Genomic DNA, 24405 nt, shown 5'->3' with positions numbered 1-24405 from the left:
GTCGCTCGTCCGGCCTTTCGCGCTGCCGGGCCGCCGTGGTGCCGGCGTGGCGTTTCGTCCGCAATCCCTTTCCCGCACGAGTCTTTCGTATCCTCCCCGACGCCTGTCGGCGGTCGCGTTCGTCCGCGTCCGCCCGTTGCGCACGGTGGCCGGCCGGTAACGGCGACGCCGCTGGCACAGGGCGCAGGAAATGGAACACCGGGGCGCTGGCCCTTTCGAATAACCAGCAGGCAACACTTTCCGGTTACAACCGAACCAGACAACCAGGCACGCGGGGTAGTCGAGGTAGACCCGCTGCTCACGGCATTCCTCGAAGGAGACAGGTCATGCAACTCAAAGATGCCAAGCTGTTCCGTCAACAAGCCTACGTCGATGGCGCCTGGGTGGATGCCGACAACGGCCAGACCATCAAGGTGAACAACCCGGCCACCGGCGAGATCATCGGCAGCGTGCCGAAGATGGGCGCCGCCGAGACCCGCCGCGCCATCGAGGCTGCCGACAAGGCCCTGCCGGCCTGGCGCGCGCTGACCGCCAAGGAGCGCGCCAACAAGCTGCGCCGCTGGTTCGACCTGATGATCGAGAACCAGGACGACCTGGCCCGCCTGATGACCATCGAGCAGGGCAAGCCGCTGGCCGAGGCCAAGGGCGAGATCGCCTACGCCGCCTCCTTCCTCGAATGGTTCGGCGAAGAAGCCAAGCGCATCTATGGCGACACCATTCCCGGCCACCAGCCGGACAAGCGCATCATCGTGATCAAGCAGCCGATCGGCGTGACCGCGGCCATCACGCCGTGGAACTTCCCCTCGGCGATGATCACCCGCAAGGCGGGCCCGGCCCTGGCCGCCGGCTGCACCATGGTGCTCAAGCCTGCTTCGCAGACCCCGTATTCCGCGCTGGCCCTGGCCGAGCTGGCAGAGCGCGCCGGCATTCCGAAGGGCGTGTTCAGCGTGGTCACCGGTAGCGCCGGCGAAGTCGGCGGCGAGCTGACCAGCAACCCGATCGTGCGCAAGCTGACCTTCACCGGTTCCACCGAAATCGGCCGCCAACTGATGGCCGAGTGCGCCCAGGACATCAAGAAGGTGTCCCTGGAGCTGGGCGGCAACGCGCCGTTCATCGTGTTCGACGACGCCGATCTGGACGCCGCCGTCGAGGGCGCGCTGATTTCCAAGTACCGCAATAACGGCCAGACCTGCGTCTGCGCCAACCGCCTGTACGTGCAGGACGGCGTGTACGACGCCTTCGTCGACAAGCTGAAGGCCGCCGTGGCCAAGCTGAACATCGGCAACGGCCTGGAAGCCGGCGTGACCACCGGTCCGCTGATCGACGCCAAGGCCGTGGCCAAGGTCGAGGAACACATCGCCGACGCGGTCTCCAAGGGCGCCAAGGTGGTTTCCGGCGGCAAGCCGCACGCCCTCGGCGGCACCTTCTTCGAGCCGACCATCCTGGTCGACGTGCCGAAGAACGCACTGGTGTCCAAGGACGAGACCTTCGGCCCGCTGGCGCCGGTGTTCCGCTTCAAGGACGAGGCCGAGGTCATCGCCATGTCCAACGATACCGAGTTCGGCCTGGCGTCCTACTTCTACGCCCGCGACCTGGCCCGCGTGTTCCGCGTCGCCGAGCAACTGGAGTACGGCATGGTCGGCATCAACACCGGCCTGATCTCCAACGAAGTGGCGCCGTTCGGCGGCATCAAGGCCTCGGGCCTGGGCCGCGAAGGCTCCAAGTACGGGATCGAGGACTACCTCGAGATCAAGTACCTCTGCCTGGGCGGTATCTGAGTCCGGCGAGAAACGCATCCGGAGGGGCCGGACGGCAGGCAAGAGCTGCGCCGTCCGGTGTCGACGTTGCCGGTGGTGGCACCGGACGAACCGGGAGTCGCGGTCGCCGATCGCGAAGCGGCTCCGAGCCCTGGCGGGCCTGCAAGTCCCGAGGCAGTCGATCATCGCATGCTGCCTTGGGGAGCTTCCTTCCCGCCTTCATCCTTTGACCCGGCCGACCCGATGAGCGGCCACTGAGGAAGCCATGAGCAAGACCAACGAATCCCTGCTGAAGCGTCGCCAGGCCGCGGTACCCCGCGGCGTGGGCCAGATCCACCCGGTCGTCGCCGAGCGCGCCGAGAACTCCACCGTCTGGGACGTGGAAGGCCGCGAGTACATCGACTTCGCCGGCGGCATCGCCGTGCTGAACACCGGCCACCTGCATCCGAAGGTGATCGCCGCGGTCCAGGAGCAACTGGGCAAGCTGTCCCACACCTGCTTCCAGGTGCTGGCCTACGAGCCCTACATCGAGCTGGCCGAGGAAATCGCCAAGCGCGTGCCGGGCGACTTCCCGAAGAAGACCCTGCTGGTCACCTCCGGCTCCGAAGCCGTCGAGAACGCCGTCAAGATCGCCCGCGCCGCCACCGGTCGCGCTGGCGTGATCGCCTTCACCGGCGCCTACCACGGCCGCACCATGATGACCCTGGGCCTGACCGGCAAAGTGGTCCCGTATTCCGCCGGCATGGGCCTGATGCCGGGCGGCATCTTCCGCGCCCTGGCGCCCTGCGAACTGCACGGCGTGAGCGAGGACGACTCCATCGCCAGCATCGAGCGCATCTTCAAGAACGATGCCCAGCCCCAGGACATCGCCGCGATCATCATCGAGCCGGTGCAGGGCGAGGGTGGCTTCTACGTCAACTCCAAGTCCTTCATGCAGCGCCTGCGCGCCCTTTGCGACCAGCACGGCATCCTGCTGATCGCCGACGAAGTGCAGACCGGCGCCGGCCGTACCGGCACCTTCTTCGCTACCGAGCAACTGGGCATCGTTCCTGACCTGACCACCTTCGCCAAGTCGGTCGGCGGCGGCTTCCCGATCTCCGGCGTGGCCGGCAAGGCCGAGATCATGGACGCCATCGCGCCCGGCGGCCTGGGCGGCACCTATGCCGGCAGCCCGATCGCCTGCGCCGCGGCACTGGCCGTGCTGAAGGTGTTCGAGGAAGAGAAGCTGCTGGAACGTTCGCAAGCCGTCGGCGAGCGCCTCAAGGCCGGCCTGCGCGAGATCCAGGCCAAGCACAAGGTGATCGGCGACGTTCGTGGCCTGGGTTCGATGGTGGCCATCGAGCTGTTCGAGGGCGGCGATACCCACAAGCCGGCCGCCGAGCTGGTCAGCAAGATCGTCGTCCGTGCGCGCGAGAAGGGCCTGATCCTGCTCTCCTGCGGCACCTACTACAACGTCATCCGCTTCCTCATGCCCGTCACCATCCCCGACGCGCAACTGGAGAAGGGCCTGGCCATCCTGGCCGAGTGCTTCGACGAACTCGCTTAAGCTTCACCGGCAAAGCGATACCCCCGAGGCCCGCGCGTCCGCGCGGGCCTTTCTTTCAGAGGCTTCACGGAAACGGAAGCCTCTTTTTTCTGCCAGGGTTTTCCGCGAAACGCCCGACGAACGGTTTTCCCCTGTTACCCTTGGGCGCCTGGCGCATACGAATCCTCCCGCATTCCTCCGGTCGTACCGTTCGAGGCGATTAGGACAGGTCCTAGAGGCGCACCGTGTTCGCCCGTCATACCCTTGTGTGCCCGCGGGCCGTGTCGTGCCCGCCTGTCATGCCTGGTGCGTCCCGCTCGGTTCGCCAGGTTCGAAGAGGAACGCCATGAGTGCCGCGAAAAAGGCCCCCGTCATCCTGATTGCCGATCCGGACCCCTGGAGTCGCGACCTGCTTGGCCAACTGGTCCTCGGCGTGCGTTGCGATGCGCGGCTGGTCCTCTGCGGCGATGGCGGGGAAGCGCTGGCGCATTGCCGGCGCCGGCGCTTCGCGTTGATCCTGGCCGAGCTGAACCTGCCGCAAGTGGATGGCTTCGAGCTGCTGCGCGAAGCGCGCCTGCGCCGCTCGGTCGCCGAGCAGCCGTTCATCCTGATCAGCGACCGCGCCGACCAGGCCAGCGTGCGCGCCGCCGTGGCACTGGCGCCGACCGCCTACCTGGTGAAGCCGTTCCAGGCCGAGAACCTGATGCAACGCCTGCGAGGGTTGTTGCTGAAGGGCGACGAAGTGGTCGCCTGTCCGCTGCCGGAGCGGGACGCGGGCGAGAACCTGGAGGCTTTCCTCGAACGTGCGCGCGACTCCGCGGAGGGGGCGCCGTTGCTAGCCGACGTGCGTGCCGCCAGCGATCGTTGCCTGAGCGCCGAGGAGCATCCGCTGCGCGTGCTGGAGGATGAGTTCGGTCGCGACCCGCAGATCACCGCTGGCCTGATCGCCGCCGCCAACAGCGCCGCCCGGCACGTCGGTCCGGCCTGCCAGACCCTGGGCCAGGCCCTGCGGCGGCTGGGACTCGGGCACAGCCTGAACCTGGTGCTCGGTTTCAGCCTGCAGCGGGCCATCCAGCTCGGCGAACCACTGCTGGCCGAGCGCGCCATGCACTTCTGGGATCTTTCGCAACGTTGCGCGGACATCGCCTGGGAACTGGCCGACGCCCTCGGCGCGGACGTCGAGCGCTGCTATACCGCAGGGCTGCTGCATCGCCTGGGCGACCTGGCGCTGCTGCGGACATTGCAGGATTGGTGCGATGGCGGCGGCGCGCTGGACGAGGCGCGCCTCGACGAGCTGCTGGGGCGTTTCGGCGCCAGCTTCGGCTCGGCCCTGCGGGCGCGTTGGCGGCTGCCGCTGGAGCTGCGCCGGCTGATCGCTGCGGCGTACCAGTTCGGTGGCGTGCTTTCCCGCGAAGAGCTGATCCTCAGCCTGGCGACCCAGGCCGCCAGCCTGCCCGAGGACGACGCGGAGCAACTGGCCGAGAGCAAGGCTGCCCGCATGCTCGGCCTGGACGGCGAACGACTGGCGAAACTGCTGCAGCCCTGAGCCGTCCTCGCCGGGCCTTTGCAAGGGGCGGCGCCTCCCATAGGGCGGATAACGCGGCGCGTCATGCGCCGCTGGGCATGGGCGCGGTTGCAATCGAGCCTCTGGCCGGGGAGATCGGCTCCTACGCACGCCGCCGAGTTGCCGGCCGTGGATGGGCGGGAGCGAGCCTAGCGCCGCAGCTCGGCGCGCAACAGGTCCAACGCCGGGTCGATGTCGTCCCGTTCGATGCAGCCGAAGCCGAAGAGGAAGCCGGCCTGTGCCGGGGTTTCCGCGTAGAAGGGCGGCAGGGTGCCGACCTCCAGGCCTTGCTGGCGCAAATGACGGGCGATGCGCAGCACATCCAGCGGTTCGCGACAGCGCGCCGCGAGGTGGATCCCGGCCACCGCCGGCAGCGCTTCGAGCCAGGGGCTCAGGTCGCCGTGCAGGCGTTCCAGCAGGCGTCCGCGACGCTGGGCGTATTCGCGTTGCAGGCGGCGCGTATGGCGGGCGAAGTCGCCGCGCTGGATGAACAGCGCGAGGGCGCGTTGCTGCAAGGTCTCGCTGTGCCGGTCGACCAGCTTGCGCGCCGCCAGCACCGCTTCGCGCAGGCTTGCCGGCGGCAGCAGGTAGCCGAGGCGCAGCTCGGGGAAGAGGGTCTTGGAAAAGGTCCCGAGGTAGGCCACCTGGCCGTTCCGGTCGAGGCTGCGCAGCGACTCCAGCGAACGCCCGTCGAAGCGGTACTCGCTGTCGTAGTCGTCCTCGATGATCAGCGCCCGGTGGCGCTGCGCCCAGTCCAGCAACTGCAGGCGCCGCTCCAGGCTCATCGGCATGCCCAGCGGGAACTGGTGCGACGGGGTGACGTAGACCAGCTTGGCGTTGTCCGGCAGCAGGTCGACGCGCAGCCCCTCGGCGTCCACCGGCACTCCGCGCACCTCGGCGCCGGTGGCCAGCAGGCTGGCGCGGGCCGGCGGATAACCGGGTTCCTCGACCACCGCCAGGTCGCCGGGGTCGAGCATCACCCGGGCCAGCAGGTCGAGTCCCTGCTGGGCGCCCTGGGTGACCATCAGGGCGTTCCAGTCGCACTGCACGGCGCGGTTGATCGCCAGGTAGCGGGAGATCGCCAGGCGCAGCTCGGGGTCGCCTTCGGTTTCCTTGTAGAACGCCGGCGAGCGCTGTTGCAGGCGTAGCGCCTGGAGCACGCAGGTACGCCAGGTATCGAAGGGAAAGCGGCGCTTGTCGGTCGTGCCGCCGGCGAAGCTGTAGCGGAGCGGTGCTCGCTGGTCCATCAGACCGGACTGCGGTTCGATGTGTGCCCAGCGCGCGGCCGGCCGCAACGGACCGTCGGCGCGCTGCGGCGGCGCTTCCCCGGCGGGCCCGCGGGCGACGAAGGTGCCGCTGCCGACCCGGCCTTCGAGGAAGCCCTCGCTGGCGAGGCGCTCGTAGGCTTCGCTGACGGTCTTGCGCGACACTTCCAGGCGTTCGGCGAGGTAGCGCGTGGCTGGCAGGCGATCGCCGGTGGCCAGGCGACCATGGAGGATCGCGTCGCGCAGCTGGCGATAGAGCTGGCCGACCAGGTCGTGGCGGCCGTCGAGGATCAGTTGCAGTTCCATGGCGAAATTGGCTACCTGGTATTTCTGGTAATTGGCTCTTCGTGGAAGCCAAAGGCAGGCTTAGTGTTACCCCATGCCGCGCCGCTTTCCACCCTCGCGGCTGCCAATCAGCCAAGGAGATTAGCCATGACCACCCGCCTCGAATGGGCCAAAGCCTCCCCCGACGCCTATGCCGCCATGCTCGGCCTGGAAAAGGCCCTGGCCAAGGCCGGCCTGGAACGCCCGCTGATCGAACTGGTCTACCTGCGCACTTCGCAGATCAACGGTTGCGCCTACTGCGTGAACATGCATGCCAACGACGCGCGCAAGGCCGGCGAGACCGAGCAGCGTCTGCAAGCGCTCTGCGTCTGGCAGGAAACCCCCTACTTCACCCCGCGCGAGCGCGCCGCCCTGGCCTGGACCGAGCAACTCGCCCGCCTCAGTCAGGGTCCGTTGCCGCACGGCCTGCTCGACGAACTGCGCGAGCACTTCGACGACAAGGAGATCGCCGAACTGACCCTGGCGGTCTCGGCCATCAACGCCTGGAACCGCTTCGGCGTCGGCATGGGCATGCAACCGGAGTGAGGTGGGCGGCGATGAAGGCCAATCGATCGATCGCCTGCCTGCTGCTCGCCGCGCTGCCGACGCTGGCCAGCGCCCATGCTGCGGAGAAGGTGGAAACCCTGCGCGACCAGGCCCTGGCCGAGATTCCCGGCCATCGTGGGTTGATGCTGACGGTGTCGTTCAAGCCCGGCCAGGTCTCCGCGCCCCATGTGCATCCCGGCTCGGTGTTCGTCTACGTGCTCGAAGGCACCGTGCAGACGCAACTGGAAGGCGGCCCGGTGGAGACCTACACGGTGGGCCAGAGCTGGTACGAGCCGGCGAACGTGCCGCACCTGCTGGCACGCAATCCCGATCCGATGAAGCCGGCCAAGTTGCTGGTCTGGGAGTTGCTCAAGGAGGGCGACCCGATCCTCAAGCCACTGGAGCGCGGCGCCCACTGAGGCGTCGCTCGTTCGTCCGGAGGAGCGTCCGTCATGAGCGCCAGCCAGGTCATCCGTATTCGCGCGCGCAACGGTCAGTCGGAACGGCTTGGCCTGCGCCTGCAACAACTGGTCGAACCGGGGCTGGAGGCGCCGGGTTGCCTGGAGTACCAGGTGCGCAGGGACGCCCTCGAGCCGGATCTCTGGCTGGTGTGCAGCCAGTGGCGGGAAGCGCAGCAGATGTTCGACTACCTGGCCGGCGGCATCCAGCAGGTATTCGCCGAAGTGCTCTGGCGCTCCCTGGCGGCGAGCCTCGAAGTGCAGGATGACGCAGGCTAGAGCAAACCCAGCTCGGCGCAGACGATCAGCACCTGTTCGCGCAGCCAGAGGTTCGCCGGGTCCTGGTCGGCGGCGCGGCTCCATGACAGGTGCAGGGCGAACGGCGGCAGCCCTGACGGTGCGAGGCAGGCGCGATGGCGGCCATCGTCGAGCAGCGCGTGGATACGTCGCGGCAGCATCAGCACGAAGTCGCTGCCCGACAGCAGTTGCAGGGCGGCGACGTAGCTGTTGGCGCGCGCGGCGACTTCGCGGCTGCGGCCCTGGCGTCGCAGCCACGTGTCCACCAGGTTGGCGTTGCTGGCGTCGAGCGGGGTCGGGAAGACGAAGCGGCGCCGGCAGAACTCGTCCAGTTCCAGGCGCTCGTGGCGCGGCTGGGCACGATCCTGCACGCAGAGCAGTTCGTCGCTGAACAGGGCGAGCGCCTGTAGCTCCGGTGCCGGTCGGTGGTACTCGGGACCGAAGTCGAAGACCAGGTCGACCTGGCCGTCGAGCAATGCTTCGGTGGGCAGTTCGGGACCCAGGCGGCGGATGTCCAGGCCGATCCTCGGGCCGTTGGCGGCGAGCCGTCGCAGGAGTGCCGGAAGGATCAGCAGCTCGACGTATTCCGGCGCGCAGAGGGTAAAGGTACGCGGCTCGCCACGCGGGTCGAAGCTGCCCTGGGCGGCGTGACAGGCGTTTATGCGGGCAAGCATTTCCTCCACATGGGGCAGCATGGCGCGACTCTTGTGGGTCGGCTGCATGCCGCCGCGGGTGGCGATGAACAGCTCGTCGTCGAAGGCCTGGCGCAGCTTCTTCAGGCAGTAGCTGACCGTCGACGGGCTGAGGCTCAGGTGTTCGGCGACCTCGACGAGGTTCTGTCGTTGGTGGACCTGGAGGAAGACCAGCAGGTCCTGCATGTCGACCTTGCGCAGGCCGTTGGCGATCAGCATCGGGGCGTCCTGACGGCGTCGGGAGCGCCATCAGAACCCGTCCCCTTCCTCAGCGCAAGCTTTCGGCGCCGACGTCTCGCGCCTGCCGCTCGGCGAACAGTGCCGCATAGCGCCGTGGGTCGAAGCGCAGGCCCAGTCCCAGCAGCAGCGCCGCCACCGCGGTCAGTCCGAGCCAGGCGCCGGTGAAGCTGCCGAGGCTGTCGCGCAGCAGCCCGGCGACCCATGGCGAGACCCCGGCGATCAGGTAGCCGGCGCCTTGTACCAGGGCAGCCAGTTGACCGGCGCGTTGCGGCGCGTCGAAGTGGTCGAGGCAGACGATCAAGCCCATGGGGAACAGCCCGCCGATGCCCAGTCCGAGGCACAGCGCCCAGAGCAGCGGCAGGCTGGCCGGCGCCCAGGCGAGGCCGAGGAAGCCGGCCAGCATCAGCGCCGTTAGCCCGACCAGCACCGGGCGGCGATCCCGCGAGCGGCTGGCCAGGGCCGGCGCGAGCAACCCGGAGAGCACCTCCATGGCCGTCAGGAAACCGAGCAGCAGCCCGGATTCCTGGGCGCTCCAGCCCTGCTCCAGGTAATAGGGCGCGAGCCAGGCCAGCACGCAGGTGTAGCAGGCCGTGCCGAGGCCGAAGAACAGGACCAGCAGCCAGGTCCGCGGATAGCGCAGGAGGCTCCTGCCGGGCTGCGCGGCGGGCAGGCGCAGGCGGGTGCCGGGTTGCAGCCACCAGGCCAGCAGCGCGAGCGCGGCGAGCGCCGCCCAGGCACCGAGGCCGAGCCGCCAGCCGGCGTGCTCCGCCAGGGTCGGCGCGGCGCTGGCGGACAGCGCCGCGCCAGCCATGATGGCGGTGACGTAGAGCCCCATGCAGAGCGGCGTGCGCGCGCCGAAACGGGCCTTGATCAGGGCCGGCATCAGCGCCTGGATCAGGGCGATGCCGAGACCGGCAAGCATGGCGCTGCCGAGCAGGTCGGGCAGGCCTCGGCTGCCCAGGCGCAGGGCGCTGGCGGCGCCGATCAGCAGCAGGGCGAGGGCCACCGAACGCCACTCGCCGACGCGGCGGGCGATGCCCAGGCCGAAGAACATGCCGAGGCCGAGGGTCAGCACCGGCAGGGCGGTCAGCAGCGAGACGTCGCCGAAGCTGAGCGCGATCTCGCCGAGCATGGCGTTCAGCAGTGGGCCGACGGCGGCCATGGAGGGCCGCAGGTTGAGGCCGACCAGGACGATGGCGGCCATCAGCCAGAGGGTGCGGCAGGGTGGGTTGGCAGTGGGCATGGCGATCTCCTTTCGGGAGCACCATTGCGCCTGCGCCAGGGCGTGGCGGCAAATCAAAATCCGCAGGGCGGATTCGAAAAAATGCGCTGGCCAGGGAGTCGGGGCGGACGCTGGCGCAGCGTGGCGAGTGGCGAGGTTATCCGCCCCGTGCGGCGCGTGGCCTCACTCCGCGCTCAAGCGCATCAGGCTTTCGCTCAGGGCCCGCGCGTGGCGGTCGACGATGATCGGCGCCCAGGGCCTGCCGGAAGCGCTGACCAGCGCGCTGCTCTTGCTGTTCAGGTCGCGCAGGGCCTGGCTCAGGTACTCCCAGCGGTTTTCCAGTTTCTTCAGTCCCGCCGGGTTGGCGCTTTGCGCCACCAGCAGGGCGATGCGCCGGTCGATCAGCGGAACCAGCACGCTCTCGTCCTGGCCGAGATAGTCCCGGGGCTGTTCGCGGGCAATCTCCAGCCCGCCCAGGTAGGCGCGCGCCAGGTATTGCAGGGACAGGTACTCGACCCGCACCGGCAACTGCCAGAGCGGCAGGGGCTGGCCTGGCGGGGGCGGCGGCACCTGGCGTTCCACCAGGTTGAGGAAGTCACGCAGGGCGCGACTCAGTTGCTGCGGGTAGCGCCAGGGCAGGTCCTCCTCGCGGGGGCCGTAGGCCGCGCCTTCACGGATGCGCGCCACCAGCGTCCTTTCGCCTTGCCGCAGGAGCACCCCCTCGGGGGCGGCGGCGAGCGCGCGGTCGAGGCTGGCGAGATCCTTCTCCAGTTGCGCCGCGTGCTGTTCCTGGAAGCCCTCGCCGCGCAGCAGCAACAGGCTGCCCACCGCGCGACAGGCCTGGACCTGCAGTTGTTGCAGGGCGCGTTGCTGGTCGTCGAGGGCGGCGCGCGCCGGCAGCGCCAGCAACAGGCAGCAAAGACAGAGGACAGCGGGAAGCGCGGGACGGAGCATGGGGAGATCCTGTTGTTGTCGTTATGGATATCCGCACCGAGGGCAGGTGCCCTGCACACGGTAGCCGGCCATGGCGCGCCTGCAAGCGTTCGAAAGTGTGATTCGCGCTCAGCCGTGGGTGGCCGCGCGCAGGCCGGCGAGGTCGAGGATCTCGATGCCGCCGTAGCTGAGCTGGAGGATGCCCTGGGCTTCGAGGTCCTTGAGGATCTGGTTGGTGGTCTGCCGCGACAGCGACAGCATCAATGCCAGCTGTTCCTGCGGCAGGTGCAAGACCTGCCGGCTGCGGCTGTTGTCGTAGCCCTCGGCGAGCATCAGCAGGCGCCGCGCCAGGCGTTGCGCGGCCGGCAGCAGGGCCATCTCTTCCAGGGCGATGAATGCCAGGCGCAGCTTGTGGCTCATCAGCAGGGCCATGTCGCGCCAGTAATGCGGCTCGCGGCGAAGCAGTTCGAGCAGCGCCGCCTGCGGTACCTGGAGTAGCTGGGTGTGGCCTTCGGCGTAGGCGTCGTGGGTGCGCGCCTGGCCGTCGAACAGGGCGATCTCGCCGAACCAGTGCGGTGCTTCCACCAGGATCAGCAGCGCCTCCTTGCCGTTCTCGCTGACCGCGCTGATACGGATCGCGCCCTCGACCACGCAGTACAGTCCGCAGGGCGCGTCGCCGCGGGCGAACAGGCGCTGGCCCGGCGGCAACTGGCGCGGTTGGGCGAGTGCCAGCAGGTGCGTCTGCAAGGCCTCCGGCAAACCCTGGAACCAGCGGCCGGCCTGGAGTTGCGAACGGTAGTCGGTACGCTCGTTCATGTTTGTCGTCTAGCTGACAGAGTGGAAAACCGGGGCGGCGCGATGATGCGAGAACCCTGGCGTGAGACCACAACAATGAAAACCCTAGTCGATCACCTTGCGCAATACGCCGCCTACCACCGCGACCGGCGCAACATCTTCAGCCATTTCATCGGCATTCCGATGATCGTCCTCTCCATCGCCGTGTTGCTGGCGCGGCCGGCGCTGGGGTTCGGCCTGTCTCCGGCGCTGCTGCTGGCGCTCGCCGCGGCGCTGTTCTACCTGCGCCTGGACCTGCGCTTCGGCGCGGCCATGACGGCGCTGCTGGCGCTGACGGTGTGGGGCGCTGCGCAATTGGCGGCGGGGACTACCGCGGCCTGGCTGGGCTGGGGCGTCGGCCTGTTCGTGGTCGGCTGGATCATCCAGTTCGTCGGTCATTACTACGAAGGGCGCAAGCCGGCCTTCGTCGACGATCTCAGCGGGTTGATCGTCGGTCCGCTCTTCGTGCTGGCGGAACTGGCCTTTCTGCTGGGGCTGCGCGGCGACGTGCAGCGCGAGGTCGAGGAGCGCGCCGGCCCGACCTGCATTCGCGAGCACAAGCGGGCGGCGTGAGAAGGTCTCCCGCGAGCGCGGGAGACCGGGGCGGGAGCGTTACTTGCGATCCGCAGCGATGCGCTGGCGGATGTGATCGGCGCGGGCCTGGGAGCCCGGGTGCGAATCGAACATGCTGCTGTCGCCGCCGCCCAGCTTGGCCAGCTTCTCGAAGGCGGTGACCAGGCCCTGGGTGTTCACTCCGCGCTTCTTCAGTAGCTCGTAGGAAAAATCGTCGGCGTCGGACTCCTGGGACTGGGAGAACTGCGCGTTGATCAGCGATTCCGTGAGTTCGCCCAGCTGGGAGCCGGACAGGGCGGCCAGCGCGCCGCTCTTCGAGGCGCCGGCGGCGCCGCGCACCGCGGCGGCCGCGTAGGCGGTCTGGGCGGCCTTGCGGGTGTGGCCGAGGGCGACGTGGCCCATCTCGTGGCCGAGTACGCCTTCGATCTCGTTGTCGCTCATCAGCTCCATCAGCCCGCTGTAGACGCGGATGCAGCCGTTGGCCATGGCCCAGGCGTTGACCTCCTCGGTGAGGTAGACCTTGTAGTTCACCGGCACGCCGTCGATCTGGTCGCCCAGGGCCTTGGCGATCTTGTCCAGGCGCTGGCCGTACTTGCTGTTGGCCGGGGCGATGCGGTTCTGCTGGTCGGACTCGGCACAGGCCTGGTCGGCGACCTGGCGGACCTCGGCGTCGCTCAGGGTAGCGGCCTTCACCGCCATCATGCCGTGCTGCATGAGGTCCCCCTGGGGCAGGTTCTGGCAGCCGGCCAGGGTGGCGCAGGCGAGGGCCAGGGCGGAAAGGGAAAGACGGATCTTCATCGTGTGCTCCTTGCGATAGGTGGCGTTCCGTGCCGGACGGGCGTGTTCCGCCCGGTGCCGCGCGCCCGGTGGGGGTCGCGCGGCGGCGGATGATAGCGGCTTGTGCCGTTCGTCGGAAGTCCCGCGAAGGCCGCAGGCCCGCCCTGGCGGGTGCGCAATGCGTCCCTGGCGTCAGTGGAAACCGCGCCAGGCGAGGTCGGCGCCGAGCAGCAGGAGACCGACGAAGAAGCAGCGCCTGAACAGCGCCGCGCTGATCCGCTGGCGCAGCCACTGGCCGAGGAGCATCCCGCCCAGCGCCGGGACCAGGGTCAGCAGCGAGGCACCGAGCATCTGCGGTTCGAGCAGGTCGCCATGCACGCCGAGAGTGACCGCCAGGGCCAGGGTCGAGGCGCTGAACGACAGGCCGAGGGCCTGGACCAGTTCGTCGCGCGGCAATCCTAGGGCTCCCAGGTAGGGCACCGCGGGAATCACGAAAACCCCGGTGACCGCGGTCAGCGCGCCGGTCGCCAGCCCGACCAGCGGGCCGGCCCAGGGCTCGTGGCGTGCCGGCAGGTGCAGCGGGATCGCGGCCAGGCCGAGCAGCGCGTAGGCCGCCAGGGCCAGGCCGAGCACGCCGGTGGCCTGCCTTGGCGCGTCGCCGCCGAGCCATGCGCCGACCAGCAGGGTGCCCACGACCACCCCGAGCAGCAGGCCGGCCAGGCGCTTCATCAAGCCGAGGAAGCGCGGGCCGCAGGCGAGCTGCCAGAGGTTGGTCACCATCGACGGTACGATCAGCAGCGCCGCCGCCTGCATCGGCGGCATGGCCAGGCCGAGCAGGCCCACCGAGACCGTCGGCAGGCCCAGGCCGACCACGCCCTTGACGAAGCCGGCGAGAAGGAAGGTGAGGGCGATCAGCGGGATCAGGGCGTGGAGGTCGACGGACATGCGGGTTCTTCCTTGTCTCGGGCTGGCGCGAGCGGGCGATGGCGGCCAGTATCTCTCGTCGTCGACAGGCAATGTTTCATCCGGAGGTGAAGCATGCAATTCAATCCCGGCTTCAGTTCGCTGGCGGCGCTGCTCGCCGATCCCGGCCGCGCGCAGATGATCTGGGCACTGATGGATGGCAGCGCCCGCCCGGCCAGCGAGCTGGCGCTGCTGGCAGGCGTTTCGCCGTCCTCCGCCAGCGGCCACCTGGGACGGCTGGTCGAGGGCGGCGTGCTGAGCCTGGAGGCGCGCGGGCGCAATCGCTTCTATCGCCTGGCCGGGCCGGAAGTGGGGCAGGCGGTGGAAGCGCTGGCCAGCGCCTCCCTGGCCCTGCAGCCGCAGCGGCGCAGCCTGCCGCCGAGCCACGGCACGCCGTCGGCGTTGCGCGAGGCGCGGACCTGCTACGACCACCTGGCCGGCGAACTCGCGGTCGGTGTGTTCGCACGGATGCTGGATGCCGGCTGGATCGAGCAGGAGGGCAGGACGCTGCGCCTGAGCGCGACCGGCGAGGCCGGGCTGGCCGGGTTGGGGATCGACCTGGCGGAGGTCCGCCGCCGCCGTCGGCAGTTCGCCTGCGCCTGCCCCGACTGGAGCGAACGCAAGCCGCACCTCGGCGGCGCGCTGGGGGCGGCGTTGCTGGAGGCCTGTCTGCGCCAGGGCTGGTTGCGGCCGCAGGACGGCTCGCGGGCGTTGCAGGTGTCGCCGAAGGGCCGCGCGGGACTGCGCGGCCTGGCGGAACGCACGGCGGGCTGAACCCGCCGGGGATCAGAGATTGGCCACCGGCTGGAAGGCCTTCGGCTTGAAGTAGAGGGTCTCGCCGCGGGCCAGGCCGGCCAGGCTGTCGTGGTCCTTCACCACTTCGGCTTCGATCAGTTCGTCCTGGCCGTCGACCTTCAGCGTTACCCGGGTGATCGCCCCCAGCGGACGGATGTCGCGGACCTCGGCGGCGCGGTGCTCGGCCACCGCGGAACGCGACAGCGACACTTCGTGGGGGCGGAACAGCAGGTGCTGGTCGTTGCCCAGTTGCAGGCGGTTGGAGTCGCCGAGGAAGTGGTAGACGAAATCGCTGGCCGGGTTCTCGTAGACCTCGCCGGGCGAGCCGATCTGCTCGATCACGCCCTTGTTCATCACCACGATGCGGTCGGCCACTTCCATCGCTTCTTCCTGGTCGTGGGTGACGAACACCGAGGTCAGGTTGATCTCCTCGTGCAGGCGCGCCAGCCAGCGGCGCAGCTCCTTGCGTACCTTGGCGTCGAGGGCGCCGAAGGGTTCGTCGAGGAGCAGGATCTTCGGCTCCACCGCCAGCGCGCGGGCCAGGGCGATACGCTGCCGCTGGCCACCGGAGAGCTGCTCGGGATAGCGGTCGGCGAGCCAGTCGAGCTGCACCATGTTGAGCAGCTCGTGGACCTTGGCCTTGATCGCGGACTCGCCCGGCCGCTCGCCCTTGGGCTTCATGCGCAGGCCGAAGGCGACGTTGTCGAACACCGTCATGTGGCGGAACAGCGCGTAGTGCTGGAAGACGAAGCCGACGTTGCGGTCGCGCACGTCGTGCTGCGAGACGTCCTCGCCATGGAACACGATGTTGCCGGCGTCCGGGGTTTCCAGCCCGGCGATGATCCGCAGCAGGGTGGTCTTGCCGCACCCGGAGGGGCCGAGCAGGGCCACCAGCTCGCCGCTCTGGATATCCAGGTTGATGTTGTCCAGGGCCTTGAAGGCGTTGAAGTTCTTGCTGACGTTACGGATTTCGATGCTCATGGTTCATTCCTCGTCAGCATTGCTTTTCAGTCGGGACATGCGGGATTCGCTCCACTGCTTGAGCAGAAGGATGACCAGCGCCATCAGCAGCAACAGGCTGGCGACGCTGAAGGCGGCGACGTGGTTGTATTCGTTGTAGAGGATCTCGACGTGCAGCGGCAGGGTGTTGGTGACGCCGCGGATGTGCCCGGAAACCACCGACACCGCGCCGAACTCGCCCATCGCCCGGGCGGTGCAGAGCACCACGCCGTAGATCAGGCCCCACTTGATGTTCGGCAGGGTCACGTGCCAGAACATCTGCCAGCCGTTGGCGCCGAGCAGGCGGGCGGCCTCCTCCTCCTGGGTGCCCTGCTCCTGCATCAGCGGGATCAGCTCGCGGGCGACGAAGGGCACGGTGACGAAGAGGGTCGCCAGGACGATGCCGGGCACCGCGAAGACGATCTGGATGTCGTGGTCGCTCAGCCATTCGCCGAAGTAGCCCTGGGCGCCGAACAACAGCACGTAGATCAGGCCGGCGATCACCGGCGAGACCGAGAACGGCAGGTCGATCAGGGTCACCAGGATGCTCTTGCCGCGAAACTCGAACTTGCTCACGCACCAGGCGGCGGCGACGCCGAACAGCAGGTTGAGCGGCACCGAGATGGCCACCGCGATCAGGGTCAGCTTCAGCGCGGCCAGCGCGTCGGGTTCGAGGATCGCCTCGAAGAAGGTGCCGAAACCCTGCTTCAGCGCCTCGCTCAGGACCACGTAGAGCGGCAGCAGGAGGAACAGGGCGAAGACCAGCCAGGCCAGGACGATCAGGGCCAGGCGGCCGCCGGCGTTGCCGCGGCGGGAGGCGCTGGCGGTGGCAGCGGAAATGCTTGCACTGGACATGGCGCCCTCCTTACGGGGTTTCGATGCGACGCTGCAGCAGGTTGATCAGCAGCAGCAGGATGAAGGACACCACCAGCATCAGCACGCCGATGGCGGTGGCGCCGGTGTAGTCGTACTGGTCCAGCTTGACCATGATCAGCAGCGGCAGGATCTCGGTCTTCATCGGCATGTTGCCGGCGATGAAGATCACCGAGCCGTATTCGCCGACGCCCCGGGCGAAGGCCAGGGCGAAACCGGTCAGCCAGGCCGGCAGCAGCGCCGGCACGAGGATATGGCGGAACACCTGCAGCGGCCTGGCGCCGAGGCAGGCGGCGGCTTCCTCGACTTCCTTGGGAATGTCGGCGAGCACCGGCTGCACCGTGCGGACCACGAACGGCAGGGTCACGAAGGTCAGCGCCAGGGTGATCCCCAGGGGGGTATAGGCGATCTTGAAGCCGAGGTCGCTGGCGAACTGGCCGACCAGGCCGGCCGGCGCATAGAGCGCGGTGAGGGCGATACCGGCGACGGCGGTGGGTAGGGCGAAGGGCAGGTCGATCATGGCATCGATGATCTTCCGTCCGGGGAATTCGTAGCGCACCAGGACCCAGGCCAGCAGCGTGCCGATCAAGCCGTTGAGCACGGCGGCGGCGAGCGCGGTGCCGAAGCTCAGCTTGAGCGCGGCGAGCACCCGCGGCGCGCTGATGATGGCCCAGAATTGCTCCCAGCTGAGCTGGGTGGTCTTGAGGAACATGGCCCCCAGCGGGATCAGGACCAGCAGGCTGAGGTACACCAGGGTGTATCCCAGGGTCAGCCCGAAGCCGGGTATGACCGGGGAAATGCGTCGTGACATGTTCTGTCCTTACTCTGCGTTGGAACGCTTGGTGGCTCTCCCGGTGCCGGTTCCTTCCGGCAGTGGGCCCGGTACGGGACCGGGCCTGCTAGCCCCCTCGCCCGTCCGGGAGAGGGTCTGGGAGAGGGGCCGTGGTTCGGGCGACGGGTCTGCCGTCGCGATCATTGCGCCTGGTAGATCTGGTCGAAGATGCCCCCGTCGTTGAAGAACTTCGGCTGGGCCGTCTTCCAGCCGCCGAAATCGGAGTCGACGGTGACCAGGTTCAGTTTCGGGAACTGCGTGGCGAACTCGGCGGCGACCTTCTGGTTGCGCGGCCGGTAGAAGTTCTGTGCGGCGATGCGCTGGCCTTCCTCGCTGTACAGGTATTGCAGGTAGGCCTCGGCGACCTTGCGGGTGCCTTTCTTCTCGACCACCTTGTCGACCACCGCGACCGGCGGTTCGGCGAGGATGGAGATGGAGGGTACGACGATCTCGAAGTTTTCCCCGCCCTGTTCCTTCTTCGCCAGGAACGCCTCGTTCTCCCAGGCCAGCAGCACGTCGCCGATCTGGTTGTTGACGAAGGTGATGGTCGAGCCGCGGGCGCCGGTGTCGAGCACCGGTACGTGCTTGTACAGCGCCTGCACGTAGTCCTTGGCCTTCTCGTCGCTGCCGTACTGCTTCTTCGCCCAGGCCCAGGCGGCGAGGAAGTTCCAGCGCGCGCCGCCGGAGGTCTTCGGGTTCGGCGTGATGACTTCCACGCCTTCCTTGGTCAGGTCGCCCCAGTCCTTGATGCCCTTGGGGTTGCCCTTGCGCACCAGGAACACGATGGTCGAGGTGTAGGGGGTGCTGTTGTCCGGCAGGCGTGCCTGCCAGTCGGCCGGCAGCAGCTTGCCGAGCTTGTGCAGTTCGTCGATGTCGCCGGCCAGGGCCAGGGTCACCACGTCGGCCTTGAGCCCGTCGATCACCGCGCGGGCCTGCTTGCCGGAGCCGCCGTGGGACTGCTGGACGGTCAGGTCCTCGCCGCCCTGGGCCTTCCAGTGCTTGATGAAGGCCGCGTTGTAGGCCTGGTACAGCTCGCGGGTCGGGTCGTAGGAAACGTTCAGCAGTTGCGTGGCCGCGGCAACCGGGCCGGAGACCAGGGCGCTGGCGAGTGCGGCCAGGGCGAAACGACGAAGGGACATGTGCAGCTCCTAGGTGTGTGCTGTTTCGATTGTTCTAATGGGGTGTTGGCGGAACGACGGGAACACGGGGCGTCAGGCGCGCATTCGCGGCCGACAGCTGCAGTACCGGTGCGGATGGGGTATCGAACGGATGTTCATGGCGAGACGCCTCCGGTGGTCCAGTCGGGTCGTGTGCTTCAGGCCTGCTTGACGGCCGGTTGCTGCAGACGGAATTTTTCCTTGCGCTCGATCTGCACCACCTGGCCGTTGTGCACGGTGATCTCGACGGCGCCGAAGCGCAGGCCGCGCAGGGCACTCTGGATTTCACGCAGGATGGTGGCTTCGTCCTGGCCATCCAGGCTTCTGAGGGTTGCGCTCATGGGTCTCTGCTCCTGTGGCTCGAGGTGCCGCGTTGCTCGACGAAGTGGAGGCGGCGTGAGGCGCATAGTAAGCAGTGGGCAATATTCTTAAAAATATTGTTTAAGAATCTTTATAGGTAAAGTGGTTATAAGACGGCGAAGCGGCCCGGCTTCGCCGCCAGGCTCAGTCTTCCGGCAACGCCACGGGCGGCAGGTCGAAGCGCAGCGCTTCCGCCGGTTGCGGCCGTCCGTACCAGTAGCCTTGGCCGAAGTCGCAGCCATGTTCGCGCAGGAACAGCGCCTGGTCCTGGTGCTCGATGCCCTCGGCAACCACCCGCAGCCCCATGCTTTGCGCCAGGGCAACGATCGCACGGGCGATCGCGGCGTCGTCCACCGCGCCGGGCAGGCCGGCGACGAAGCCCTGGTCGATCTTCAGCTTGTGCACCGGCAGCCGCTTGAGGCGCATCAGCGAGGAATAGCCGGTGCCGAAGTCGTCGATGGCCAGGTTCACGCCGAGGATGCGCAGGCGGCAGAGCAGGTTGAGGGACTGCTCGAAGTCCTCCATCACCGCGCTTTCGGTGACTTCCAGCTCCAGGTAGCGGGGCTCCAGCCCGGACTCTTCCAGGGCATTGGCGATCCTTTCCTCCAGGCCGCCGCGGTTGAACAGCCGGCTGGAGACGTTGACCGCGACGAACTCCAGCTCGACACCGCGCTGTTGCCATTCGCGCATCTGCCGGCAGGCACGCTTGAGCACCCAGTTGTCCAGCGCGGCGATCAGCCCGCATTCCTCCGCCACCGGGACGAACTCGCCTGGCGGCACCAGGCCGCGCTCGGGATGCTGCCAGCGCACCAGCGACTCGACGCCGACGATCCGCCCGCTGGCCAGGTCGTGCACCGGCTGGTAGTGGACGCGCAGTTCGTCGTGCTCCAGCGCATGGCGCAGGGCCGATTCCACCTGGACATGGGCGCGGGCCCGGGCGGTCAGCACGCGGGTGTAGAAGGCGTAGGCGTTACGCCCGCTGTCCTTGGCCTGGAACAGCGCGGCGTCGGCGTGTTGCATCAGGTGGTCGACGTCGCTGGCGTCTTCCGGGTAGAGGCTGACACCGAGGCTGGCGCTGATATAGATCGGCTGGCAGTGGATGTCGAACGGCGCGTTGAAACCGTCGAGGATGCGCTGCGAGAGTCGCGCGACGGCTTCCGGGTCGTCGTTCTCGACGAGGATGGCGAATTCGTCGCCGCCCAGTCGCGACAGCAGGCAGCGCTCGTCGAGCTGGTGTTGCAGGCGCTTGCTGACCTCCTTGAGGAGCATGTCGCCAGTTGTATGGCCGAGGCTGTCGTTGATGTGCTTGAAGTGGTCGAGGTCGATCAGCAGCAGGGCCCCGGCCACCGTCCGGTCCTTGCCGTTCTCCAGCGCCTGCTCGATGCGCTCGCGCAGCAGCACGCGGTTGGGCAGGCCGGTCAGCGAGTCGTGGTGGGCGAGGAAGTCCAGCTCGTTCTCCGAGCGCTTGATGCTGCTCAGGTCGGAGAACACCCCGACGTAGTGGGTCAGTTGGCCCTGGTCGTTGCGCACCGCGCGGATGTGCAGCCACTGCGGGTAGATCTCGCCGCTCTTGCGACGGTTCCAGATCTCTCCGCTCCAGACGTCCTGCTCGCGCAGGGCCAGCCACAGGCGCTGGTAGAACGCCTGGTCCTGGCGGCCGGAGCGGAGGATCGCCGGGGTCTTGCCGAGCACGTCCTCGGAACGGTAGCCGGTGATGCGCTCGAAGGAAGGGTTGACGTGCACGATCACCGCCTGGGCATCGGTGACCAGAACGCCCTCGCGGGTGCTGTCGAATACCGCCGCGGCCTGGCGCAGGTGGTCTTCCTTGAGCCGCTGCAGGGTGATGTCGCGGGCCACGCCGGTGTAGTGCAGCGGCTTGCCCAGGGCATCGCGGAGGACCCGGCCGCGCGAGTGGATCCAGCGGTAGTCGCCGTCCTTGTGGCGCAGGCGGTAGATGTGGTCGAGATTGTCGGTCAGGCCCTGCAGGTGGTTGCGGTGGGCCTCCAGCACGGTGGCGTACTCTTCCGGGTGCAGGCGCTTCTTCCAGGTCTCGATGGGGTCGCCGAGTTCCTCCGGAGCGAGGCCGATCAGCGCGGCGTAGCCCGGCGAGACGAACATCCGGTCGGTCACCAGGTCCCAATCCCAGAGACCGTCGCGCACCGCTTCCAGGGCACGGTTCAGGCGCTGCTCGCTGCCGTGCAGTTCGTCGTAGGCCTGGGCCTTGCGGCGGAATTGGCGTACCAGGTAGAGGTACAGGAGCAGGCCGGTTGCGGCGAAGAAGAACAGCCGCTTGGCGGTCATCCAGAACACCAGCTGGTCGTGGTCCTGGACCTGGTTTTGTAACAAATGATCGCTCAGGAACGCCCAGGCGATGGCGATTGCGAGATAAGCCAGGCTCAGGCGAAGGGCACTCAGGCGGGGGCTCATGGGATTTTCAGTGGGCAATTATTGGCCGGGCAGTATAAATGATGGCCATCCGGCCCTGTTCATATCTAAAAGAACGGATGGTAATCCCCAGCCGCTTGGTGATAATGCCCCCAGGTTTTGTCAGACAAGGCCCTCATCACTCCCAAATCCCCCCGAGGTTCAGTACCGCCTATGTGGTTCAACGGTTTTCTCGACCTGTCGCCCTGGCAACTGGTGGCAGTTACCCTGGTGCTGACGCATATCACCATCGTCAGCGTGACCGTCTACCTGCATCGCTATTCCGCCCACCGTGCACTCGACCTGCACCCTGCGTTGCAGCACTTCTTCCGTTTCTGGTTGTGGTTGACCACAGGGATGAACACGCGCGAATGGACCGCGATCCACCGTAAGCACCATGCCAAGTGCGAGACCGTCGAGGATCCGCACAGCCCGGTGCACAAGGGCCTGTTCACCGTCCTGCGCGCAGGCGCGGAGCTGTACAAGGCCGAGGCGAAGAACCAGGACACCCTGCGCATCTACGGCAAGAACTGCCCGGACGACTGGATCGAGCGCAATCTCTACTCGCGCTTCCCGATCGGCGGCGTGGTGCTGATGGCGCTCATCGACCTGGCCCTGTTCGGCGCCCTTGGCCTGACCGTCTGGGCCGTGCAGATGGCATGGATTCCGTTCTGGGCCGCCGGCGTGGTCAACGGCCTCGGCCACGCGGTCGGCTATCGCAACTTCGAATGCCGCGACGCCGCCACCAACCTGGTGCCCTGGGGCATCCTCATCGGTGGCGAAGAGCTGCACAACAACCACCACACCTACCCGAACTCGGCCAAGCTGTCGGTGAAGAAGTGGGAATTCGACCTGGGCTGGGCCTGGATCAAGCTGTTCAGTTTCCTGCGCCTGGCCAGGGTCGCCCGGGTCGCGCCGATCGCCCATCGGGTCGAAGGCAAGCACAGCCTGGACATGGATACCGCCATGGCGATCCTCAACAACCGCTTCCAGATCATGGCGCAGTACCGCAAGCTGGTGATCGCGCCGCTGGTCAAACAGGAAGTGGCCAAGGCCGACGAGTCGGTGCGCCACCTGTTCCGCCGCGCCAAGCGCCTGCTGTCGCGCGAGACCAGCCTGCTGCAGGACCGCCACCACGTGCGCATCGACTCGATGCTCGCCCACAGCCAGGCGCTGAAGGTGATCTACGAGAAGCGCCTGGCGTTGCAGCAGATCTGGGCCAAGACCAGCGCCAACGGCCACGACATGCTGGCGGCGATCAAGGACTGGGTGCATGAGGCGGAAGCCAGCGGTATCCAGTCGTTGAAGGAGTTCGCCGCGCAACTGAAGACCTACTCGCTGCGTCCCGCCTGACGCCTGACGCGCCCTCGCGGGTGCGTCAGCCGCCTCTGCAACGCGCCGGCTCCTGCCGGCGCGTTGCGTTTCGGCGTCGCCAATGCGACGCCCCGCCGATACTTCTCTTCCTCCGCAAGTCGACTTGCCCGATCCGGGATTCAGCCCGGGCGGCGCCCGGCCTATCTTCGGCGTGCCCAGGCGCCACGCCGGGCGTCACGCAGAACAACAAGAAAAGGAGCGCGGGCGATGTTGCTGGATTACCTGATCATGCTGGTCTACGCCCTGGCCATGCTGGGCCTGGGCTGGTACGGAATGCGCAAGGCGAAGAGCCAGAGCGATTTCCTCGTCGCCGGACGCCGCCTCGGCCCCGGCCTCTACCTGGGAACCATGGCCGCGGTGGTGCTCGGCGGCGCGTCGACCATCGGTACGGTCAAGCTCGGCTACCAGTTCGGCCTGTCCGGCTTGTGGCTGGTGTTCATGCTCGGCCTGGGGATCATCGTCCTCAGCCTGGTGTTCTCGCGGCAGATCGCGCGCCTGCGGGTGTTCACCGTGACCCAGGTGCTGGAGCAGCGCTACCAGGCCTCCTCGCGCCTGATCGGCGGGGTGGTCATGGTCGCCTACGACCTGATGGTGGCGGTCACCGCGACCATCGCCATCGGCTCGGTCACCGAGGTGGTATTCGGCATCCCGCGGATCCCGGCGATCCTCTGCGGTGGCGGGATCGTCATCGTCTATTCGGTGATCGGCGGCATGTGGTCGCTTACGCTGACCGACATCATCCAGTTCGTGATCAAGACCGTCGGTATCTTCCTGGTCCTGCTGCCGTTGTCGATCGACGGCGCCGGTGGCCTGGCGCGCATGCAGGAGGTGCTGCCGGCGGGCTTTTTCGACCTCGGCCACATCGGCCTGGATACCATACTCACCTACTTCCTCCTGTACTTCTTCGGCGCGCTGATCGGCCAGGACATCTGGCAGCGGGTGTTCACCGCGCGCAGCGAGACGGTGGTGCGCTACGCCGGGCTTGGCGCCGGCGTCTACTGCATGCTCTACGGCGCCGCCTGCGCGCTGATCGGCGCGGCGGCGCGGGTCCTCCTGCCGGACCTGGCGGTGCCGGAGAACGCCTACGCCGAGATCACCCGCGAGGTACTGGCGCCGGGCCTACGCGGCCTGGTGGTGGCGGCCGCGCTGTCGGCGATCATGTCCACCGCCAGTGGGTGCCTGCTGGCGGCGGCCACCGTGCTGCAGGAAGACATCTACGCGCGCTTCCTGCGCCCCGGTACCACCAGCGACATCCGCCTGAGCCGTTGCATCACCCTGCTGATGGGCGTGGCGATGCTGGTCCTGGCGTGCCTGGTCAACGATGTCATCGCGGCCCTGAGCATCGCCTACAACCTGCTGGTCGGCGGCCTGCTGGTGCCGATCGTCGGCGCGCTGCTGTGGCGTCGGGCCAGTCCGCAGGGAGCGATCGCCAGCATCGTCGCCGGTTGCCTGGCGGTGATCGTCTGCATGGCCCGCGACGGCCTGCTCGCCAACTCGCCGATCGTCTACGGCCTGCTGGCCAGCCTGGCGACCTTCGTCGCGGTCAGCCTGGCTACCCGTCCTGCCGCCAGCCTGCGAGCCCAGCCGGAATGAACCCACCGCGCCGGGCGGCGCCCGGCGC

The 24405-nt window shown here is 68.0% G+C and carries 23 protein-coding genes; 10 read left to right on the top strand and 13 right to left on the bottom strand.

What is annotated here, in order from left to right:
- Positions 1–326 precede the first annotated feature (326 nt).
- The 3 genes from gabD (at position 327) to FOC67_RS24645 (ending at position 4828) form a co-directional block, all read left to right on the top strand.
- Positions 327–1778 carry an NADP-dependent succinate-semialdehyde dehydrogenase gene (gene gabD, locus FOC67_RS24655; protein ID WP_003106269.1) on the top strand — a complete coding sequence of 484 codons (1452 nt, stop codon included), beginning with the start codon at positions 327–329 and terminating at the stop codon, positions 1776–1778.
- Between the two features lie 244 nt (positions 1779–2022).
- Complete coding sequence (gene gabT / locus FOC67_RS24650; RefSeq protein WP_003106268.1) at positions 2023–3303, top strand: 4-aminobutyrate--2-oxoglutarate transaminase; 1281 nt, start codon at positions 2023–2025, stop codon at positions 3301–3303.
- Positions 3304–3628: 325 nt separating this feature from the next.
- A complete protein-coding gene (locus tag FOC67_RS24645) occupies positions 3629–4828 on the top strand; it encodes an HDOD domain-containing protein (RefSeq protein ID WP_003084206.1) in 1200 nt (399 codons plus the stop codon).
- A 167-nt stretch (positions 4829–4995) separates the two neighbouring features.
- On the opposite strand, the gene FOC67_RS24640 is transcribed toward FOC67_RS24645, so the two are convergent.
- Positions 4996–6417: a PLP-dependent aminotransferase family protein gene (locus FOC67_RS24640; protein WP_009315012.1), complete on the bottom strand. Its 1422-nt coding sequence runs from the start codon at positions 6415–6417 to the stop codon at positions 4996–4998.
- A 126-nt stretch (positions 6418–6543) separates the two neighbouring features.
- Here FOC67_RS24640 and FOC67_RS24635 point away from each other — a divergent pair, with 126 nt between their 5' ends.
- The 3 genes from FOC67_RS24635 to FOC67_RS24625 are packed head-to-tail and all read left to right on the top strand — an operon-like array spanning position 6544 to position 7718.
- Complete coding sequence (locus FOC67_RS24635; RefSeq protein ID WP_003084211.1) at positions 6544–6981, top strand: carboxymuconolactone decarboxylase family protein; 438 nt, start codon at positions 6544–6546, stop codon at positions 6979–6981.
- 11 nt (positions 6982–6992) lie between these two features.
- On the top strand, positions 6993–7400 hold the full coding sequence (locus FOC67_RS24630; RefSeq protein ID WP_003084212.1) for a cupin domain-containing protein: 408 nt from the start codon (positions 6993–6995) through the stop codon (positions 7398–7400).
- A 33-nt stretch (positions 7401–7433) separates the two neighbouring features.
- Entirely contained in the window at positions 7434–7718 is a 285-nt protein-coding gene (locus FOC67_RS24625) for an antibiotic biosynthesis monooxygenase family protein (RefSeq protein WP_003106257.1), read from the top strand.
- Here the strand turns inward: FOC67_RS24625 and FOC67_RS24620 are convergent.
- The 4 genes from FOC67_RS24620 to FOC67_RS24605 form a co-directional block, all read right to left on the bottom strand.
- Positions 7715–8647, bottom strand: a complete 933-nt coding sequence (locus FOC67_RS24620) for a LysR family transcriptional regulator (RefSeq protein WP_003128492.1) — start codon at positions 8645–8647, stop codon at positions 7715–7717. The two genes, FOC67_RS24625 and FOC67_RS24620, sit on opposite strands and share 4 nt — an antisense overlap.
- 49 nt (positions 8648–8696) lie before the next feature.
- Positions 8697–9911 carry a cyanate transporter gene (locus FOC67_RS24615; protein ID WP_134278650.1) on the bottom strand — a complete coding sequence of 405 codons (1215 nt, stop codon included), beginning with the start codon at positions 9909–9911 and terminating at the stop codon, positions 8697–8699.
- A gap of 162 nt (positions 9912–10073) precedes the next feature.
- Complete coding sequence (locus FOC67_RS24610; protein ID WP_009315015.1) at positions 10074–10844, bottom strand: hypothetical protein; 771 nt, start codon at positions 10842–10844, stop codon at positions 10074–10076.
- A gap of 108 nt (positions 10845–10952) precedes the next feature.
- Complete coding sequence (locus FOC67_RS24605; protein ID WP_003128506.1) at positions 10953–11639, bottom strand: Crp/Fnr family transcriptional regulator; 687 nt, start codon at positions 11637–11639, stop codon at positions 10953–10955.
- Between the two features lie 75 nt (positions 11640–11714).
- Here FOC67_RS24605 and FOC67_RS24600 point away from each other — a divergent pair, with 75 nt between their 5' ends.
- Positions 11715–12230 carry a DUF962 domain-containing protein gene (locus FOC67_RS24600; protein ID WP_003084225.1) on the top strand — a complete coding sequence of 172 codons (516 nt, stop codon included), beginning with the start codon at positions 11715–11717 and terminating at the stop codon, positions 12228–12230.
- Between the two features lie 39 nt (positions 12231–12269).
- Here FOC67_RS24600 and FOC67_RS24595 read toward each other — a convergent pair whose 3' ends face one another.
- Both FOC67_RS24595 and FOC67_RS24590 read right to left on the bottom strand, forming a co-directional pair.
- On the bottom strand, positions 12270–13028 hold the full coding sequence (locus FOC67_RS24595) for a M48 family metallopeptidase (RefSeq protein WP_009315016.1): 759 nt from the start codon (positions 13026–13028) through the stop codon (positions 12270–12272).
- 171 nt (positions 13029–13199) lie between these two features.
- A complete protein-coding gene (locus tag FOC67_RS24590; protein ID WP_009315017.1) occupies positions 13200–13952 on the bottom strand; it encodes a sulfite exporter TauE/SafE family protein in 753 nt (250 codons plus the stop codon).
- Between the two features lie 93 nt (positions 13953–14045).
- Here FOC67_RS24590 and FOC67_RS24585 point away from each other — a divergent pair, with 93 nt between their 5' ends.
- Positions 14046–14744 carry a helix-turn-helix transcriptional regulator gene (locus tag FOC67_RS24585; protein ID WP_003137212.1) on the top strand — a complete coding sequence of 233 codons (699 nt, stop codon included), beginning with the start codon at positions 14046–14048 and terminating at the stop codon, positions 14742–14744.
- Positions 14745–14756: 12 nt separating this feature from the next.
- Here FOC67_RS24585 and FOC67_RS24580 read toward each other — a convergent pair whose 3' ends face one another.
- The 6 genes from FOC67_RS24580 to FOC67_RS24555 form a co-directional block, all read right to left on the bottom strand.
- Positions 14757–15746 (bottom strand): sulfate/molybdate ABC transporter ATP-binding protein, encoded by a 990-nt coding sequence (locus tag FOC67_RS24580; protein ID WP_003104490.1) that lies wholly within the window; start codon positions 15744–15746, stop codon positions 14757–14759.
- Positions 15747–15749: 3 nt separating this feature from the next.
- Positions 15750–16619 (bottom strand): sulfate ABC transporter permease subunit CysW, encoded by an 870-nt coding sequence (gene cysW, locus FOC67_RS24575; RefSeq protein ID WP_003084239.1) that lies wholly within the window; start codon positions 16617–16619, stop codon positions 15750–15752.
- Between the two features lie 10 nt (positions 16620–16629).
- Complete coding sequence (gene cysT / locus FOC67_RS24570; RefSeq protein ID WP_003084241.1) at positions 16630–17448, bottom strand: sulfate ABC transporter permease subunit CysT; 819 nt, start codon at positions 17446–17448, stop codon at positions 16630–16632.
- 161 nt (positions 17449–17609) lie between these two features.
- Positions 17610–18608: a sulfate ABC transporter substrate-binding protein gene (locus FOC67_RS24565; protein ID WP_003084243.1), complete on the bottom strand. Its 999-nt coding sequence runs from the start codon at positions 18606–18608 to the stop codon at positions 17610–17612.
- A 176-nt stretch (positions 18609–18784) separates the two neighbouring features.
- Complete coding sequence (gene oscA, locus FOC67_RS24560) at positions 18785–18967, bottom strand: sulfur starvation response protein OscA (RefSeq protein WP_003084246.1); 183 nt, start codon at positions 18965–18967, stop codon at positions 18785–18787.
- A 163-nt stretch (positions 18968–19130) separates the two neighbouring features.
- The gene (locus tag FOC67_RS24555) at positions 19131–21413 is read right to left on the bottom strand and encodes a bifunctional diguanylate cyclase/phosphodiesterase (protein WP_003084250.1); all 2283 of its coding nucleotides are present in this window, start codon (positions 21411–21413) and stop codon (positions 19131–19133) included.
- A gap of 171 nt (positions 21414–21584) precedes the next feature.
- Between FOC67_RS24555 and desA the strand changes: the two genes are divergently transcribed.
- Together desA and FOC67_RS24545 are read left to right on the top strand one after the other, a co-directional pair.
- Positions 21585–22763: a delta-9 fatty acid desaturase DesA gene (desA, locus tag FOC67_RS24550; RefSeq protein WP_003084252.1), complete on the top strand. Its 1179-nt coding sequence runs from the start codon at positions 21585–21587 to the stop codon at positions 22761–22763.
- Between the two features lie 228 nt (positions 22764–22991).
- Positions 22992–24377 (top strand): sodium:solute symporter, encoded by a 1386-nt coding sequence (locus tag FOC67_RS24545; protein ID WP_003144950.1) that lies wholly within the window; start codon positions 22992–22994, stop codon positions 24375–24377.
- Positions 24378–24405 lie beyond the last annotated feature (28 nt).

It is taken from the genome of Pseudomonas sp. FDAARGOS_761 (assembly GCF_013343155.1).
GTDB classification, from domain to species: Bacteria; Pseudomonadota; Gammaproteobacteria; order Pseudomonadales; family Pseudomonadaceae; genus Pseudomonas; species Pseudomonas aeruginosa.
Note: the sequence above shows the minus strand (reverse complement) of the source record. Positions and strands in the feature narration are given on the sequence as shown.